Consider the following 20060-nt stretch of genomic DNA (forward strand, 5'->3'; position numbering starts at 1 on the left):
AATGCAAACAAATATAAAAATTGTAGATACAACAATTCATGAAAATTTAGGGGTTGAAATAGACAGAGAAATCGGACGTGGAAAATACGGTATTGTATATAATGGAGTTAGAGTTGACACCGGAAAGGATTGTGCGGTAAAAGTTATTTCATTGCCTAATCCGGAATTGGAAGAAAAATTGAGGGACATTTACGGAGATGATGAAAATGCAATAGAAAATTTATCTCGTGAAATGGCGTCTCGATTTGAAAATGAAATAAAATCAATGAGTAGACTGGGTAATTTGAATATTTTAGGTAGTCAAAACATCGTAAAAATGTATAATCATATGTTGGTACAGTCCGGTATATATTCGCATATTATAATTTTAATGGAATTGGCTTTGCCATTAAAGCGTTTCTTATCACATGAAGATTTTTCGTTAAAAAAGGTAATGCAAATTGCATATGAAACTGCATATGGTTTGAAAGCTTGCCATACAGAAGGAATTATACACAGAGATATAAAAGAAGATAATTTGTTTATAGGTGCCGACGGTAAAATTAAAATTGGTGATTTCGGCGTGGCAAATATCGATAGTGGCGGACTTAGTAAGAAAACAGAGGGAGTAGGAACTCCGCACTATATGGCTCCGGAAATAAAAAATAACGAAAGCTATGATGAAACTGTTGACATATATTCTTTAGGTATTGTTTTGTATATGTTGTTAAATGAAAATAAGCCTCCATTCTATTCTTCGGAAGTAGATGAAAGAACAGCATATAATATGCGAATGATGGGTAAACAGCTACCACCGCCTAAATATGCAACAAATAAAATTGCAAATATAGTATTAAAATGTTGTCAATTTAACCCTAACAACAGATATAGAAATATAGATATGCTTATAAAGGATTTAGAGGATGCCGAAAACGAGATGAGTGCAGAAGAACTTGATACTATAATTCCTTATCCTAAAAGAAGTTTTAAAGATGATGAATGGTGGGAAGAAAAGTTTGATAATAACCAAACTATGACTATACATCATATAGAAATACCACAAAAGAATATACTTCGTGATACAGTTGGAGCATTTAAAGATTTGTTGCAAAAATTTGGCAATAACACAAAGGAAAGTCAGTTTATTGAGGGTGTATATACAGGAAGAGGCATAGCAGAGCGCGATATGAACGAAGAAGAACGTAAGGTAAAGTATATGAAACGTCTGTTGATTATTTTGCTGTGTGTTTTAGTAGTTTTAGGAACAACTCTGGTATTTTTATATCCTAAAACAGCAACTTTTTATCCTAATGAGTCGGATGATTATAAATTATACGCAAAATATTTATTCTTACCTGCAAGAAAATTAACTGATAACTCTGCATCGTATGTGAATTTAGACGGAAATGAGGTATTCTTTAGTGACAGAAAAGATGGCAAAAAGTTATATAAAGTTAATATATGGACAGGCAAAGAAACAGCTTTATGTGATAAAGAATGTCATTATGACGTTGTAATAGGAGATTACATATATTTTACGGATAATTCACCTACAGGTGATTTATACAGAATTAATAAAAACGGTGAGGGATTGCAATGCCTTATTCAAGAAAATTGCGGTGAATTAAAAAATAAAAACGGCAGTCTCGAAGTGTGGTTGGCAAACCTTTCAAGGTTTGAAGAAATTGACGTAAACAGTATTTCTAAAAAATAAATAGATAAATTGGAGGGGAATATCTTGAAAAAAGTAATTAGTATTATATTGTCACTTTTAATTTCTACAATTATAGCAAGTTTTAGTGCTTGTGCGGATGAAAATAATGTATCGTTTACAGATGAAAAAAGTTCTGAAAGCATTGTTGAAGAAACTATAATACCTACAGAAGCAACAGAAGAAAATGCAACAGAAGAAAATGCAACAGAAGAAAATGCACCAGAAGTTGAAGTTACTCCGTTACCTACAGCGGAATCGATAGTTGCGCAGGAAGAAGATTTTTTCTGGTGTATGAAAAACGAATCAGAATTTGCTTACATAGAAAAGAACGATAAAATAGAATATTTACCTATGATTGCAAGTAATGCGGTTGCAGTAGCTCCGCAAATATATGACGGTATCACATATCTGCCTTTTAGATATGTTTTTGAGGAAATATTAGGTTTTTCGGATGCCACAGGAAAGAAAGAAACACTTGATAATAAAGAATATATGTGGAGCAATACATCGTCTTTTAATATATCTTTTAATGTAAACGGTATTACAAGGACAATTACTGCGGGTGAAATTATCGATTATAATGACAGTGAATTTGATGCACTAAAAGTAAGTGACAGCGGAGTATCCTATTTTCCTTTGAGATATTTTGAAAAAGAAAAACTATGTAGCTTGTCTTGGGATAATAATACTTCAAGTATAATAATTTCAAGTACAAAAGAATACGGAGAAAAATATTTTTCAAAGATAAATTCGAGAAAATTTACAAACAATTATATAACATATTCAGATGCTGTACTTAATGATGATAATGAAAATACGGTAATATCGTTAAGCGGTAAAGTTAATGAGAAGGTTCATTCTGCAAGTAACAATTATAATTTGACTTTTTATAGCGATGCAAATCAAAAAGTGCATTATATTGATATGTCAGACGATAATAACCTCAGTCATAACTTAGATGTTTATGATGTTGACGGGAATAAAGTAGATGTTAAAATTGATAAAATGACCGTTTATCAAAATATGCTTTATGGTTTGGCTATAGGTGAAGAAAATGAGGTATCAGGATATCTTTTTTCAGCAAACTTATCTACAGAAATCTTTGAAGGCGATAATGGGGTATACACATACAAAATTAAGGCTGACAATTTTCGGAAGATTACAGAATCTAATGGCATTATGATGTTTGATATTGAAAAAAATATACGAAGTTTAAATATATACTATGTTGATTCCAATGCGGAATATACACTTTATAAGCTTAATTTGCAAACAGGTGAAGTACAGACAATAGATGTTGACGGAAGTCCTTTGAAGAATATTGATTATTTTTCAATAGGGAAAAACAGTATAGCGTATAACGATTGGGAAAAAGGAACTGTTAAAATAGCAAGCTTTGACGGTAATAACATAAGCAACGTTATTGATTCAGAAAATGTAGAAAAGATAAGGTTTATTAGTTATGACGATATTAATGATTGTTTTTATTATGTAACTATTGTTCCTGATATTCAAAATGAAATAAAAAAAATAAGTCTTTCAAATACTGTACCGGAAACATTATATTGTGCTGATAAAATACGTAGTTTATCTGTGTTTGAAGGATCTATTTATGCAAAAGTGAATGATGAATTTCAAAAATGTAATTAATGGAGGGTAAAAAATGAAAAAAATTTTAGTTTTTGTATTGGGTATTGCAAGTTTGTTTATTATCTTTTGTACAAACACATTTGCTGTGAATAATCAATTATTTTTATGTATGAAAGCAAATAGCTCAATGGCATACCGTGCAATCAATGATGAATTACTTGATTATGTTCAAATGAGAGATTCGAGTGGTGCCATTGCTACAGCTAAAATTATAGATGGCAGTACATATCTTCCTTTTAGATATATTGCGGAGAATGCCGGATTGGCAGATGCTGTTGATTCAAATATGGGTAATAATACATTCAAATATGAAAGCATAGGAACCGGAAGTATAACGATAGTCACTAAGAAAGGTCGTTTTAGCCAAAATATAAATGTGCCTTTCACTTTTAAATTGGATAATGGCGAAGAAATAGAATATAAAATAATGAATATTGACGGTAGTCTGTATTTCCCTATGAGATATATGGCATATCTTGTAGGAGGTGAAGTGGATTGGTCACAATCAACAGGCAATATATATTTTATGAGCAATGAGAATGTGGCTAAGGATTTTCTAACGGGTAAAGAAGGAAATAAAGTCATTAAATATAGTAAAATGGCATATTTGAATTATAGTGAGTATGATAATACTTTGGGATATTCTGATATTTATTTGGAATCGGATGGTAAGACTGTTTCATCTGTAATAGAAGAAATTGATAATGGACATTCTTATTACAGTGTAACACGTTCAAGAAGAAACATATATTTTGTAGATGAAAATTATAAGGCTTGCTGTAAAAAAGAGGTAGAAAAAACTCTTTCAACTATAACTTTTTATAATACCAAAAATGAACGCATAGATCCTACGGTTCTAAATATTATCTCACATCAAAATACTTTGTATGGAATTGAGAGAACCGGAAGTAGTAATAGTGGTGTTGGACGTGTTTTTAAGTCTGATTTGGATGGCGAAAATTATCACTATATAAGTAATAGCAGCAATGCATATAATATCGTACTAAGAGAATATCAGGGACAATCATACATATTCTATGTTGATGCGACTGAAGATTCAGGCGATAATAAGGAGATACACAGAATAAATCTTTCAACAGGTGAAGACGATATTATTTATATAAATGATTATAATGGCAATTCTCTTATTAACAGAATAAATATTATGAGTTTAAACGATAATACTGTTGTTATTTCTGAATATAACAATCCTTGCATTGATATTATAACTTTAGATAATTCAATATATACAAACAATTATGTTACAGGCTCTTTGACAGGAAAAATCACAAGTCTAAATAAATTAACTGATATTGTAAAAGTATCAAGCTTGAATTATGATACTGATAATAACTTGATTTATTTTATAAATAATACAGGTAAAGGATATGGTTTATATTGTTGCGATCCTCTAACTTCTAAAGTTTACAGCATCAGTACATCGCAAGATGTAAAACGAAGAATATCAATAATTAAGATGTCAGATTCTACATACAGAGTTTATCATTATACAGACGCAACAAAGAATTTATATAAATATGATCTTGTTTCTGTTTCTGATAACGGAAATATAAAAATTGGTTCTAACATCAATATTGAGAGAAATTAGGAGGCATAAAATGGCTTTAAGTGGAAGTATGAATGGAATGTCTTCCTTGAGAACATCTACAGACAGAAATATATTAGATAATAATTTTGGCAATGAAGCATACAGTCCGGAATATGATGCCTATATGTGTACAAATATCGGCAAGCAATATACCAATTATGATAATTATTATATGAACGGTCTTTATACAAGTATGAATGTTGCTAAAGACAGCTATCATATAAAAGGCCGAGGGAATAATGCTATCTTTGCGGTGTGTCGTGGTGTTGGTGATAATGAGGAGGCATTTAATGCATCCAGAAAGGTTTTTGAATATTTAGATAAAAGCAGAGATGAAATATTGAATAGAAAAACTATATCATCAATAAAGAAAGCGTTAAGAAAATTTGCTGAAGACTGTCATTCAATATTTTTTAAAGATGCTATAAGCAAAAAATATAAAATCTCTCTTCTTATAGTTGTATATAATCCTGCAGGAACTATATTTATGAATTGCGGAGAGTGCACATTATTGAAAATAGATAAGAATAATAATTGTAAAATTGTATCCGATGTAAGTGATTGTATTGGCACAAAAGATAGTTTTAAAATTGCAATAAAAACAGTTCCGAAATTCCTTAGCAGTCATCTTTTGATGACTACCGAGAAAGAGTCGAATCAAAAAACTAATAATAAATTTGCTTTGACGGGCGAAAAAAATTCTAAAGGCAGAACAATAAGTATGATGGAAAAATTAATAAAGAAAAATTCTCAGAAAAATCATACTTGTATAACAATTGATGAAGATGCGTCAAAAACTATTATGCCGTCAACAAAGGTAGTAGCTATGATTAGTGCTGTTGTTACTGCAATCAGTATAATTAATATGTTAATTCAAAATTTCATGAATGTGTGAAAATGAGAGGAATGTAAGCTGATGGAAAATGATAATTTAAAAGATACTTATTTCAATAATACTGTTGAAACCGAAAACATATTTGATATGTTTAAACAAGGAGATAATGAAACACAAGATTCTGATTTGGAAACTGTACAAGATTTATATCAGACTATGGCTTTGCAAATGGAATATACGGAGTCATTAAAAGATAAAAAAGACAGTAGAAAACTTGAAACTGTACAATTTGTAGAAATTGATAAAGAACAGAGTAACAGAATGACTCAAAAACTTATTGATATATATGGAATTGATTCAATTCAAGTAAAAAAGTGGACAGAACAATTACAAAAAATAGAATATTATAAAGAACTTCAACAAAAGGCTATTAAAAAGCATAAAAGACAAACTGTTGCAATGGGTGTTTTAGGTGGCATAGGAGTTTGTATAATAATAGCCATTGTTATATTTGTATTTAATACGACTAGTTATTACATAAACCAAGGTGACTACAATTATGTATATAAAAAAGCAATGTTTTCAGCACCAGAAAAATATCTTGAAGAATCTGTTTTGGCAATGACAAAAGATAAATCAGATTTATATTATATTGCAAAAGAAGATAATAAATTATATGATATTTCATTAAAAAATGATGAGAAACGTAATATAACGGAAGATAAAGTATCGGAATTTAAAATTATCGGAGATTATATCTATTATATCAATACATCAGATAAAAATTGCTTATATAGATTAAATAAGAGCAGTACCGAAACTCAAAAGATATATGAAAAAGGATGTAAAAATTTAAGTATTGAATCTAAAAATCTTTTATTTATAGACAGTGAAACAGGGATCAAAAAAATTCTTAATACTAAAGACTTGAGCATTTCAGAATAAAATGCAGTTAAAAAGCAACTTTTATGACAAAAGTTGCTTTTTATTATATCGTATAAAGCGGATTACCGGCTTTATAGTTGAATTTGGCTTTATATTCACTGATAGAGTAGCCGGTATATTTTTTGAACATACTGTTTAAATATTGAGGTGTGAAATCAAATTCTTCATAGGTTTGATATATCGGTCTGTCGATATTTTCGAGTTCATCACGGATTTTATCGACACGTTGCCTGTTTGAAAACTGAGTGAAAGTCATATTAAAGTGTTTCTTAAACAATCGGCAAAGGTGTTGCGGGGTGATACCGAATTTATCGGCTACTTCGTTAAGCGAAAGCTTTGAATATATTTTTGAATTTATGTAGTTGGTAACGTTATTTATAACCACATTGGAATGAAAACCGTCGGCTTTATTTTTATCAACTGAATACAATCTGAACATATTAACTAAAATCAGTGTTATTGTACTGCGGATTGAAAACAAATATCCGGGTTGTGAATAGTTAAAATTATCTATCATTTGTATCATAAAATTTCGTATTGTTTTTGACGGTGTGTCGTGTACTTGTATATATGAGCGTTTTCCCTCAAAAAAATCTGAAAGCAACGGAAAATTGCCTGAATACTGTTTTAAGCTGTATTGTAATGCGTTTTTGGAAAACGCGCAACAATATGCAATGGTTAGTTCATCTTTATGGGTACAGGTGAATGAATTGACTACATTCGGCGATATTAGCACGACATCGCCTTCTTCTAATTTTCTGCTTGTATTATCAATGTTGTGTATGGCGTTAGAATGAGCAATATATACAAGCAAAAAATAGTCGGCACTGTCGGGAACTGTTTTAATAGGGAAATATGTGTTTACAACAAATACATCACCTAATTTTTTTAACGTTTTTTCATCAAAATATAATCTCGGATTCATAGCGTACCTCCTGCATATTCAGTATAGCATTAACAGTTATTAAAGTCAATGTGAAAATGTTAATATACATTCAAATGATGTTAATATAGTTAATTGAATTTTAAAAAAATATACTATATAATATTACTAAAGAAACCCGGGATATATAAAGATTAATTTGTTGAAAATTTATTTTTTGGAGGGGAAAATGAAGTTCAAGAAAGTGATTTTAACGGCAGCGGCTACGGCATTTATATTGCAGGCAAGTGTATATGCGGCTGATTTAACAGCATCATATTCAATGAATGATATGACAGGATTAACCTATATGGGTACGGTGTCGAATATACTCGGTCAAAAAATAATGCGGTAGAATTTAACGGCGGAAGTGCGACTTTAAGTCAAATTCCGTTAAGCGATAATTTTACTGTATCAGCATGGATAAAACCGAGCGGAATAACTTCGTGGGAAAGAGTATTTGACTTTGGCTCTGACCAAAAGAATTATATATTTCTTACCGTAAACAACGGTAACGGTTATCCGCGTTTGGCGGTGAAATACAATAATCAAATAGAGCAAAATATTACATCTTCGGTATCGTTTAATAAAAATGTTTGGTCATACGTAACTGTTACAATGAAAGATAATAAGGCGACAATGTATATAAACGGTGAGAGTGTTGCAAGCGGTAATATTACGGTGTCTATGAGTTCGCTTGCGTCTTCGGCTGCAAATTATATTGCTAAATCTCAATATACTTCAGATCCTAATTATACTGGTTGTATTGATGAAATGGAAATATACAATGACGCATTAACACAAGACGAAATTATAACACGAATGCAGGCTACTGCGGCAGAAGTTAAATCTATAGAAACAACAGATTTAACAGTAAAAGTCGGTGACAAAATTAAGCTGCCGTCAGAAGTAGATGTATCGTACACAAACGGAATGACAAGCAAAACGATAGTTGACTGGGGAGAAGTGAGCAGTTATACCGAAAAGGGAACGTATAAAGTAACAGGTACTACGAAAATAGCAGGAAAAAGCTACGATGTTATCGCGAATATAACTGTTGAAACGGATTCTTTGGACGATAATTATTCTGTAATCCGTAATATGAATATTGTTAAAAATTCGGGTTCATCATTTGTTGAAGCGGAGTATGTTGTAACATCTGAACTAACCGATACTTTGGTTTTAAAAATGCAAATTTACAGTGGTGATACACTTCTGTCGGAAGATACAAAAGATTTTGTGCCGTCCGACAATACTGTAAAAATGAAGAAAGATATTAGAGATTATAAGGGCAATTTGACTGTAAAAACAGACGTTTATAACAAATCAACAGGAAAGGCAATTTCAAGCGTAATGGAAAGAAAAATAGATAATACAGGTAACTTTGCCGGAGGCGACAGAGTTAATTTAGAGAAAGACAGTTTGTTTGAGAAAAGCGAACAGGTAGGACTTAAATATGTACTGTCAATAGATGTTGACAGACTTCTTGCACCGTCATATGAAATGCACGGATTAACCGCCCCGAATAATGCACAACGTTACGGCGGTTGGGAAAGAAAAGGTGCAAGCAACTGGGGAAGTTCAAAAGATACATTCACACTTGCAGGGCATTCGTTGGGACATTGGATGAGTGCAGCTGCGGTATTATATCGTGATACAGGCAATGAAGAAGTTTTGACTAAACTTAATTATGCGGTAACTAAACTCGATGAACTTCAAAAGACTTCAAATTCACCATATATAGGCGGATGTAGCGAAGATTGTTTTACAAAACTGTTTAGCGGTAATACCAAGTGGGCTGATAACTATTGGGTGCCATGGTACGGAATACACAAAATATATCAAGGCTTGCTTGACGCGTATGACTATACAGAAAATGACACTGCTTATGAAGTATTGAAAAAATTTGCAGATTGGGCAGTTGACGGTACATCAAATCTTACTGACGCACAAATGCAGTCAATGCTTGACGTTGAATACGGCGGTATGAATGAAATTCTTGCGAGAATGTATGAAATTACAGGTGATGAAAAATATTTGGATACGGCAAGAAGATTTACTCACGATTCGATTTTAAATCCGCTTATACAAGGTAAGGACAGTTTGACAGGACTTCACGCAAATACTCAAATACCGAAAATAATCGGTGCGGCAGAAATATACGAACAAAATCCGGAGAAATATGCCGATTATAAAAAGGCTTGCGAAAATTTCTGGAATTACGTTGTAAACAATCGTTCATACGCAATAGGCGGTAACTCGATTGCCGAACATTTCGAGGCAGAGGGTGCAGAGACACTTGGAGTTAAGACTTGCGAAAGCTGTAATACATATAATATGATGCGTCTGTCTGAGCATTTATTCGCTTGGAAACATGACAGTGCATATATGGATTGGTATGAAAAGGCTTTGTACAACCATATTCTCGGTCAGCAAGAGCCTGAAACAGGTGCAAAAATGTACTTTGTATCGCTTTTGCAAGGACACCACAGAGTATATGAGCAAAAGGATAAATCTTGGTGGTGTTGTACGGGTACAGGTATGGAGAACCCGGGAAGATACACAAGATGTGCGTATTATGAAGACGGTGACGATTTATATGTAAATCTTTATATGCCGGGTACATATGAATGGGAAGAAAAAGGTCTTACATTCACTGTTGAAACAACATATCCTTATTCCGACAAGGTACAAATTAAAGTCGCAGGAACAGGAAGTGCAAATATCAACCTACGAGCTCCGTCATGGCTTGAAAGTGATATGACAGTAAAAGCAGGCAATAAGACGTATACATCAAAGGGCGGAGAATATCTTGCTATATCTAACGAATGGAAAGACGGCGACATTATAGATATTACAATTCCAATGTCTGTTACAGTATACAATTCAAGAATTGACGGACAGATAGCATATCAATACGGCCCTATTGTCTTAGCGGCTGAACTTGGAAATGTTGACGGAGTAAGCGGTGTAAATGAATATATTTCAAACGAAACAAAGATTGACAGTGTAACTACTGATGTTCCGTATATTGTCGGCAATTCAAACAATTTAGATAAATATGTAGATACAGTTGATACAAGTAAGCTGACATTTAAAATTAAAGCTGAAAATTCATCAACAGGTAAGGCTATTGAATTAAAACCGTTCTATGAAATTCACCACAGTTTCTATACTGTATATTTCAACGTAGGAAACGGTGTGAATGAATATGATAAACGTCTGAACAGTGCAACGATTGACAGAGTTGAACCGGACGGTCAGCAGGACGAACTCGGACACGGTTTGGCAAGTAAAAATTCAAATAACGGCAGTTTTACAAGCGGTACAAAAACATATTACTGGCGTGACGCATACGGTAGTGACAACGCATATTTCCAATATTCTTTGGAAGTGGATAAGAGCAATAAAAATTATCTGTTTGTAAGATATTGGGGCAGCGACGGACCGTTTATAAAAAATAATGTAAATTATACGCGTGATTTCTATATCTATATTGATGATAATAAATTTGCCGAACAAACGCTTAACAACGAAAAGATGAATAACGCATATGATGTATTCTATGAAATTCCGGAAGAATATACAAATGGTAAAGACAGTGTTACAGTTAAATTTGTACCAAAGAACAGTACAACTTGTGCAGGCGGTGTTATTGAGGCAAGAATCACTAATGATGATTTAAAATGTGTAAAGATAACTGCTGATTATAACGATAATGGAACATTAAAAAATATGGATACAGAAAAAATCAGCATTGAGGACATAAAGCAAACCGAAAACACGTCATCACACAAAGAGTTTTATTGGGAATCGACGGACAATATGAAACCGATAATTACTGAGGAATAGAAAAAAATTTTCCCTGCAATTTGTTTTGCAGAGAATTTTTATTTCCCAAAACTTTTAGCATAAAATCGGAATTTGTCTAAAAATATTCGCTTTACTAAAAATAATCTATATGCTATAATAAATCAAAATTCAAGAGAAAGTATGATTAATATGGAAATTGTAAAATATAAACCCGAATACAAAAACGATTTTATCCGTCTGAGCAAGAATTGGATAACAAAATACTTTGCACTTGAAAGTGATGATTTTGAAGTTTTTGAAAATATATATAAACTTATCAAAAACGGTGCAATGATTTATTTTGCTATTGAAAACGGTGTAGTTTACGCAACTTGTATGGCACAGCCTATGACAAATAATGAGTGGGAAATATGTAAACTTGCCGCAGACGAAAGATATGATGGACACGGTGCGGGAAGTGCTGTTTTTAAAGCGTGTATGGATTATGCCTTGGAAAACGGTGCCAATAAACTTACAATCCTGTCAAACAGTATTTTAAAACCGGCATTGCATATATATGAAAAATACGGCTTTTATGAAATTCCTGTCGATAATACACATCATTATAAACGTGTGGATATTCAATTTGAATATGCGGCAAAATGATTTAATACCCTTTGTGTGAAAGCATAAAGGGTATTTTTGTGTTCTGTATTGTATGCTATGTGAATATAATAATCAGAGGGGGTGCTTGTCTTGATTAAAATAACAAACTATTTAAGAGTTAATGTACTGACAATCGCCTTGTTTGTGTTTTGCATTATATTTAATAAAGCGGATATGCTTTGCGTCACATATGCGGTTATGATTTTGCACGAATTGGCACATTGCCTTGCGGCTGTGTGTATAGGGCTTAAAATATCGCATATTGACTTTTATCCGTTCGGTGTCAATTTGAAATTAAAAAATAAACTTGTATATTCACTTGCAGATGAAATGATATTATATTTCAGCGGACCGTTTTGTAATATTTTATTTGCACTTATCGCAATGATTGTGTACAGCTGTTATCCGAATGAAAGTGTAAAGTTTTTTTATATAAGCAATACTATGCTGTTTTGTATGAATATGATTCCGTCAGTACCTTTGGACGGCGGTATTTTGCTCAAAAAGATTATAGCATACAGACTCGGATATAACAGTGCAAATAAGATTATGACTGTAATATCAGCAGTGTTTTCTGCTATGATTATGGGACTTGGTATATATGTGATGTACATTACAAAATTCAATTTTTCAGTATTGCTGTTTTCTGCTTTGATGATAGGCAATATATTTACTCAAAGTGAAAAATATAATGTGGATTTAACTAAAACATTGATGTTCAACAATAAAAAGAAAAAATCGGTAAGACATATTGTGGTTGAAAATGAGTGTAATTATTGTGACATAGTGGATGAATTTATTCCGAAAGACTATAATATGGTTTACGTTGTAAGTGACGACGGCAAAGTACAGGACATTATAACCGAAACGCAGGTAATAGATAAACTGACAACGGAACAAGTACTTTAAATATTACATTATTATAACATTGTGGAATTTTTAAATGATTTGTGATATAATACACAGTGAATATTTATGAATAAAATTATTATTTACATAAGAAAGGCAAGGTTTTATGGCAACAAAGAAGTCAACTGCTAAAAAGGGCAGTTCAAAAAAAAGTTCTAAAACTACGGCAAAAGCTACTGTAAAAAAGAATAATCAGACAAAAAACTATATGCCTACATACATTATCTCATCAATGCTCATTACATTGTTATTAGCTGTTTTTATGTACATTGATACAGGTAATGGCGGAGTAATAAATAATGCGGTGAAAAATCTGTTCCGCGGATTGTTCGGCATATGCGGTTATTTTGTGCCTGTAATTTGTGCGGGTGTATCGGCATACCTTATTAAAACTAAGGACATAAAGCGTTTTTGGAGTAAGGTTATACTGTCATTTTTGGCACTTATTAATGTCAGTGCGATTGTAAATCTTTCGTCGATTAATACTGATATAAGCTATGCTTTTTCGGCAGGTCAGCAGTATATATGCGGAGGTTTATTAGGTGCGTGTGTTTCTGTATTTATGGAACAAATGGTGCAGAAAGTTGCGTCTTACATAATTTTATCAATTACACTTATTGTATTGGCAAGCTTTATAACTAATGTATCTTTTTTTGCGGAATTTTTCAAATGGGCAAGAAATGTTATGTTTGGTGCGAAAAATAAGTATTCGGAATTAAAAGAAGAATATGACAGACGAATGGAAGAAAGAATGCTTGCAGAAGAATATGAAGATGAGTATACAGATGATGTGTATGAAGATGAATATTACGAAGAAGAAACAAGTGCTCTTGACGCGGCAAATTCATTTGTAAATGACACAAAGAATAACACAAAAAAATCAGTAACTAAACCAACTGCTAAAAAATCATCAAAAACAAAAGAAAAGCCTATAAAAGAAGAACCGGCAGAAGAACCTTTTTCAAACGGTATAGATGAGGCATTCGGTAAAATGGATGATATAGTTGAAGAACCGATAGAAGAAGTCGGGGAGAAAAAGGAAGAACAACCCGAAAAGGCTAAGAATATGTCCGAAAGTGAAAAAGAGGGATACAACGAGGAATTTAACAAGGCTATAGAAAGACCTATTCCGAAATATGTAATACCGCCTTTGGATTTATTGAGCAAACCTAAGGCAACTTCGGGTGATAAACGTGAAGAAATGAGAAGAACGGCGGAAAAACTTATTTCCGTTCTTGACAATTTCGGCGTGAAAGCAAAACTGTTGCAAGTAACACAAGGTCCGACTGTAACAAGATATGAAATTCAACCGGACACAGGTGTTAAACTTTCTAAAATAGTAGGACTTGCAGACGATATAGCACTTAACCTTGCTGTGTCAACTGTTCTTGTTGCACCTGTTCCGGGTAAGGCGGCTGTCGGTGTTGAAATACCTAACAACAAGGTTACTCCTGTTTCAATACGCGAAATGCTTGAATCGGATGCATTCAAAAATGCAAAGTCAAAATTGACAGTCGGTTTGGGTAAGGATATAGGCGGCAATGTAGTTATAGGCGATATTGCAAAAATGCCACACGTTCTTATTGCAGGTCAGACAGGTTCGGGTAAAAGTGTTTGCGTAAACAGTATTATTATGAGTATTTTGTACAAGTCGTCACCTGAGGAAGTTAAGCTTATTATGATTGACCCTAAGGTTGTTGAACTTGGCGTTTACAACGGTATACCGCATTTGCTTGTACCTGTTGTTACAGAGCCAAAAAAGGCGGCAGGTGCACTTAATTGGGCGGTAAGCGAAATGATGCGCCGCTATGATTTGTTTAAAAATACAGGTGTGAGAAAACTTGAGTCTTATAACAAACTTATGGAAAGTACAGGCGGTGAGAAAATACCGCAGCTTGTTGTTATAATAGACGAGTTGGCGGATTTGATGATGGTTGCGGCAAAGGAAGTTGAGGATTATGTTTGTCGTTTGGCACAACTTGCCCGTGCTGCAGGAATACATTTGATTATCGCAACACAAAGACCGTCTGTTGATGTCATTACAGGTCTTATCAAAGCAAATATACCGTCAAGAATTGCTTTTGCGGTATCGAGCCAAGTGGACAGCCGTACAATACTTGATAAGGGCGGTGCAGAAAAGTTGCTTGGTATGGGTGATATGTTGTATCATCCCGCAGGTGCAAGAGCCGCAACAAGAGTTCAAGGTGCATTTGTTTCAGACCCTGAAATTGAGTCGGTACTTGAATTTATAAAAGAAAATGTAGGCGAAACTCATTACAGTGAGGATTTGGAAGAAGAAATAGAACGTCACGCAACAGGCGAAAACGGTGTTACACCTGATGTTGAAGATGACGGTGACGCACTTCTTCCGGAGGCTATTGAACTTGCTATGAGTTTAGGCAAAATATCAACATCTATGGTACAGCGCCGTTTGGGCGTGGGTTATTCAAGAGCCGGACGTATCATAGATCAAATGGAGGCAAGAGGGATAATATCAGGTGCAAACGGCTCAAAACCAAGAGATGTGCTTGTGAGCCATGCCGATTTATCACGACCGGAGAATGAAGAATATGAAGAAGGTTGATTTTCTTCCTGTTTCAAAGGAAGATATGGATAAAAGAGGTTGGAAACAACTTGACTTTTTATATATTGTCGGAGATGCGTATGTAGACCATCCGAGTTTTGGACATGCCATAATATCACGCGTGCTTGAAAGCCACGGATATAAGGTAGGTATAGTTGCCTTGCCTGATTGGCATAAAATAGACGATTTTGTACGAATGGGACGACCTAAACTCGGAGTACTTGTATCGGCAGGAAATATTGACAGTATGGTAAATCACTATACTGCCGCAAAAAAACGCAGACATGACGATATGTATGCACCCGGCGGAAAGGGCGGTATGCGTCCCGACAGAGCCACACTTGTGTATTGTAACAGAATTAAAGAGGCTTTCGGCTCTGATATGCCGATACTTATCGGCGGAGTTGAGTCAAGTCTTAGAAGATTTGCTCATTATGATTATTGGGATGATAAGATTAGACGTTCGATTTTGTTTGACTCTCGTGCAAGTATTTTGATGTACGGTATGGGTGAGAAACAAATTGTACGAATAGCCGATAAACTTAGGGACGGTGTGCCTGTAAACGAAATTACGGATATACCGGGAACGTGCTATATATCATCTGAATATGATGAACAAAATTCTGTTCTTATTCCGAGTTATGAAGAATGTATAGAAAGTAAAAGTAAATATGCTGTATCGTGCAGACTGCAGTATTATGAGCAGAATCCGTATATAGGAAAAACACTCGTGCAAAAGCACGGTGACAAATATCTTATACAAAATCCGCCTATGCCGCCGCTTGAAACGGACGAGCTTGACGAAGTGTATGCACTTCCGTATATGAAAAATTATCATCCGATGTATGAAAAAGACGGCGGTATTCCCGCAATACAGGAAGTTAAATTTTCGCTTGCCGCAAACAGAGGTTGTTTCGGAAGTTGTAACTTTTGCGCTTTGGCTTTTCATCAAGGCAGAATTGTCACTTCAAGAAGTGATGAATCTCTTATAAAAGAAGCGGAAGAAATGACAAAAATGTCTGATTTTAAGGGCTATATACACGATGTCGGAGGTCCGACCGCTAATTTCAGAGGACCTGCCTGTAAAAAACAACTGACACTCGGTGCTTGTAAAAATAAGCAGTGCTTATTTCCGGAACCTTGCAAGAATATGGATATTTCACATAAGAAGTACCTTAATTTGCTTAGAAAACTTCGTGCTATAAAGGGCGTTAAAAAGGTGTTTATTCGTTCGGGAATACGTTTTGACTATCTTATAAACGACAAGGACGATACGTTTTTCTATGAATTGTGTAAATATCATGTAAGCGGTCAGCTTAAAGTTGCACCGGAACATATCAGTGACAATGTTTTGAAATATATGGGTAAGCCCGAAAACAGCGTGTTTAATAAGTTCTCGGATAAGTTTTATAAGATAAATGAGAAAATAGGCAAAAAACAGTATCTGGTGCCGTATCTTATGTCAAGTCACCCCGGAAGTACAATTCGTGACGCGGTACGTTTGGCGGAATATTTGCATGAACACAATATAAATCCGCAACAAGTACAAGACTTTTATCCTACACCGGGAACAATTTCAACTTGTATGTTTTATACAGGAATAGACCCATTTACAATGAAAAAAGTTTATGTGCCGAAAACTCCGCATGAAAAATCGGTACAACGTGCATTGTTGCAATACAGAAATCCCGAAAATTACAAACTTGTTTACGAAGCACTTACTAAGATAGGAAGAACAGACTTAATAGGCTATCAGAACAGATGTCTTATCAGACCGCCAAAGGGCGATATACTATCTAATAATCAAAAGAAAAATAGGAGGAATGACAATGGCAAAGCTATTAATGGGAAAGGAAGTTTCGGCAAGAATAAAGGCAGAACTCAAGACAGAAGTAGAAAATCTGAAAAAAGAGGGAATAAATCCGGGGTTAGCCGTAATCATCGTAGGTGAAGACCCTGCAAGTCAGGTATATGTAAGAAATAAAGAGCGTGCTTGTGAAGAATGCGGAATATATTCGGAGAAGTACGCACTTACGGCAGAAACAACTCAAGAAGAACTATTAAAGCTTATAGATGAACTTAATAATAAGAGCAGTATTTCGGGTATTTTGGTACAATTACCTGTTCCTAAACATATTGATGAAAAGACGATTATTAACGCAATAGCACCAAATAAAGACGTTGACGCATTTCATCCCGTAAACGTAGGTAAAATTATGGTAGGCAATTATGATTTTGTACCTTGTACACCTGCCGGTGTAATGGAGCTTATAAAAGAAAGCGGTATAGATGTAAGCGGTAAAGAATGTGTTATAGTCGGCAGAAGTAATATTGTCGGCAAACCGCAAGCAATGCTGCTTTTACATCAAAACGGTACAGTTACAATATGCCATTCAAAGACAAAGAATCTTGCTGAAAAAACAAAAAATGCAGATATTCTTGTAGCGGCAGTCGGTATACCTAACTTTATTAAAGGTGATATGATAAAAGAAGGTGCTGTTGTAATTGATGTTGGTATAAACAGACTTGAAAATAAGAAACTATGCGGTGATGTTGAATTTGAAAGTGCCGAAAAGGTTGCGGGTGCAATAACTCCTGTTCCGGGCGGTGTAGGTCCTATGACTATCGCTATGCTTATGAAAAATACAGTTAAAGCCGCAATATTAAATAAATCAAAATAATGACACAACAAAGCAGGCAAGCCGTAAAATAGGCTTGCCTGTGATTTTATTGTTCTTTTTTGTACACATCAGTACCGACATCGACTGTTGATTCAACGTGTATTCCGTAGCTGTCACCGAATATAATTTTAATTCTTTGATTTACATTTGAAAGGCCTCTATACAAATGGTTGGTTCTACGGTGAAAACTTGCTTGAAGAACTTGATACCGAAGGTGAATACTACATTGACCGTGACACAGGCAAACTTTACTATTACGCACCGTCAGATTTTACAAGCGGTAATTATGAAATCGGCTTGTCTATGCTGAAAACTCCGATTTTCAACTTTAACGGTGCTGAATATGTCAATGTAAGTAACATTACAATGAAAGGCGGACGTGGATATGCGGTACTTGGTACAAGTGCGGGATATTCAATACCGAGTTTTAAAGATTGGATGATTTCGAGAGGTGCCGATTTAAACGGTGCAAACTTCACGAAGGGTTCTGGTTCGTCGGTTTATATAGCTGACATAGATAAATATACCGACTCACAAGTATTCCCGGGACACGTTTGGGACGGTTTTGTCGATGACGGTAACGGTGTAAATCATATTGATGTGAAGAATTGTAATATCTTTAATTTCGGCTCGGGCGCTATTGTTATAAACGGTACAGACGTTCATTTGGATAATAACCATATTAAAAATATCGGCGGTACTGCGTTGTATCTTCGCGGCGGTGATTTGGAGACATTAACGCCAAGCAATAACGAAATATTGAATAATAATATTCACCATGTAGGATATTTGCAGAAATCATATGTTCCTGCGATTGGAATGCACGGTGTCGGTATTCACGTTGCGTACAATGATTTGTATGACGCTCCGCACTGTATATTTAACTATCACGGTAATGACCATGTAATTGAATATAATAAAATTCACGATGCGGTTAAAGAATGTTTGGATATGGACGCTATTTATACCAGAAACGAATATGTACCGCAATGGCGAGGCAGTGTTATAAAGAACAACTATATTTACAATATCGGTATTTATCCGGTCGGTGAATATAAGAAACAGCTTAATGTTTCGGCAATAAGAACAGATAACTACGGTCACGCTTTGCAGATTTACAATAATGTATTTGCAAATATCGGTTCAGACGGTGCCAATAATGTTATCGGTGTAACGGCACAAGGTAACAGAAACACACTTAAAGGCAATATATTTGTTGATTGTAGCGCAACATTCCTTGGTTGGAACTCATATGCTCCGGGTGCAACGTGGGATATGACAAAGACAGAGGAAAAAGAAAGAGTTGAATTGGCTGAAAAATATGCGGCAAATCCGATATTTGCGGCAAAATATCCTGAACTTGCTACATTCAAAGATGAATATTATAAATCTGTTGCAACAAATATATTTGACGAAAATCTTGTTGTTAATATTAAGTTTAAACTTAGTCAGGCAAACGGAACTGTCAACCCTCAGGGTACAAGAGGTGCGCCTGAATTGATAAAGGGTACAAACAACTATTTAACAACATCAGATCCGGGATTTGTTGATTATGCTAACGGAAACTATGAATTGAAGCCCGATAGTGAAGTATTCAAAAAGATTCCGGAATTCCAAAATATTGATATGAGTAAAATGGGTAATAATGAACCTGTTGGCCCTTCAAATTAATTTGGACTTATAAAAGAGGGGGCAGATGATGTGACCCCCAAAAGTTAGACTTTTTATAGCGTAGTAGTTTTAACGACTGCTACGCTATTTTTATGCAGCCAAG

14 protein-coding genes are annotated in these 20060 nt (G+C 34.3%); 13 read left to right on the forward strand and 1 reads right to left on the reverse strand.

From position 1 onward, the window contains the following. Position 1: 1 nt before the first annotated feature. The 5 genes from LKE05_RS02690 (at position 2) to LKE05_RS02710 (ending at position 6732) form a co-directional block, all read left to right on the forward strand. On the forward strand, positions 2-1693 hold the full coding sequence (locus LKE05_RS02690) for a protein kinase domain-containing protein (protein ID WP_308455839.1): 1692 nt from the start codon (positions 2-4) through the stop codon (positions 1691-1693). Between the two features lie 24 nt (positions 1694-1717). Continuing rightward, on the forward strand, positions 1718-3343 hold the full coding sequence (locus LKE05_RS02695; protein WP_308455840.1) for a hypothetical protein: 1626 nt from the start codon (positions 1718-1720) through the stop codon (positions 3341-3343). 109 nt (positions 3344-3452) lie between these two features. Then, positions 3453-4952, forward strand: coding sequence for a stalk domain-containing protein (locus LKE05_RS02700; RefSeq protein WP_308455841.1), 1500 nt, complete (start codon positions 3453-3455; stop codon positions 4950-4952). A gap of 10 nt (positions 4953-4962) precedes the next feature. After that, positions 4963-5847 (forward strand): hypothetical protein, encoded by an 885-nt coding sequence (locus LKE05_RS02705; protein ID WP_308455842.1) that lies wholly within the window; start codon positions 4963-4965, stop codon positions 5845-5847. Between the two features lie 21 nt (positions 5848-5868). Then, positions 5869-6732, forward strand: a complete 864-nt coding sequence (locus tag LKE05_RS02710; protein WP_308455843.1) for a DUF5050 domain-containing protein — start codon at positions 5869-5871, stop codon at positions 6730-6732. Between the two features lie 43 nt (positions 6733-6775). On the opposite strand, the gene LKE05_RS02715 is transcribed toward LKE05_RS02710, so the two are convergent. Further along, the gene (locus LKE05_RS02715; RefSeq protein WP_308455844.1) at positions 6776-7657 is read right to left on the reverse strand and encodes a helix-turn-helix domain-containing protein; all 882 of its coding nucleotides are present in this window, start codon (positions 7655-7657) and stop codon (positions 6776-6778) included. Between the two features lie 187 nt (positions 7658-7844). Between LKE05_RS02715 and LKE05_RS02720 the strand changes: the two genes are divergently transcribed. The 8 genes from LKE05_RS02720 to LKE05_RS02755 all read left to right on the forward strand — a co-directional run bounded on the left by LKE05_RS02720 (position 7845) and on the right by LKE05_RS02755 (position 19957). Beyond that, entirely contained in the window at positions 7845-8009 is a 165-nt protein-coding gene (locus LKE05_RS02720) for a fimbrial protein (protein ID WP_308455845.1), read from the forward strand. Then, on the forward strand, positions 7955-11506 hold the full coding sequence (locus tag LKE05_RS02725; RefSeq protein WP_308455856.1) for a beta-L-arabinofuranosidase domain-containing protein: 3552 nt from the start codon (positions 7955-7957) through the stop codon (positions 11504-11506). Before LKE05_RS02720 ends, LKE05_RS02725 begins: the two co-directional genes overlap by 55 nt. Before the next feature lie 141 nt (positions 11507-11647). Continuing rightward, positions 11648-12112: a GNAT family N-acetyltransferase gene (locus LKE05_RS02730; RefSeq protein WP_308455846.1), complete on the forward strand. Its 465-nt coding sequence runs from the start codon at positions 11648-11650 to the stop codon at positions 12110-12112. A gap of 90 nt (positions 12113-12202) precedes the next feature. Beyond that, on the forward strand, positions 12203-13021 hold the full coding sequence (locus LKE05_RS02735; protein WP_308455847.1) for a zinc metalloprotease: 819 nt from the start codon (positions 12203-12205) through the stop codon (positions 13019-13021). A gap of 106 nt (positions 13022-13127) precedes the next feature. Continuing rightward, a complete protein-coding gene (locus LKE05_RS02740; protein ID WP_308455848.1) occupies positions 13128-15605 on the forward strand; it encodes an FtsK/SpoIIIE family DNA translocase in 2478 nt (825 codons plus the stop codon). Further along, positions 15592-17556, forward strand: coding sequence for a YgiQ family radical SAM protein (locus LKE05_RS02745; protein ID WP_349164043.1), 1965 nt, complete (start codon positions 15592-15594; stop codon positions 17554-17556). Before LKE05_RS02740 ends, LKE05_RS02745 begins: the two co-directional genes overlap by 14 nt. Then, positions 17450-18286, forward strand: coding sequence for a bifunctional methylenetetrahydrofolate dehydrogenase/methenyltetrahydrofolate cyclohydrolase FolD (folD, locus tag LKE05_RS02750; RefSeq protein ID WP_308455857.1), 837 nt, complete (start codon positions 17450-17452; stop codon positions 18284-18286). Before LKE05_RS02745 ends, folD begins: the two co-directional genes overlap by 107 nt. Positions 18287-18433: 147 nt before the next feature. Then, positions 18434-19957, forward strand: a complete 1524-nt coding sequence (locus LKE05_RS02755) for a right-handed parallel beta-helix repeat-containing protein (protein WP_022229406.1) — start codon at positions 18434-18436, stop codon at positions 19955-19957. Positions 19958-20060 lie beyond the last annotated feature (103 nt).

The sequence above is a fragment of the Hominilimicola fabiformis genome, assembly GCF_020687385.1.
Lineage (GTDB): Bacteria > Bacillota > Clostridia > UBA1381 > UBA1381 > Hominilimicola > Hominilimicola fabiformis.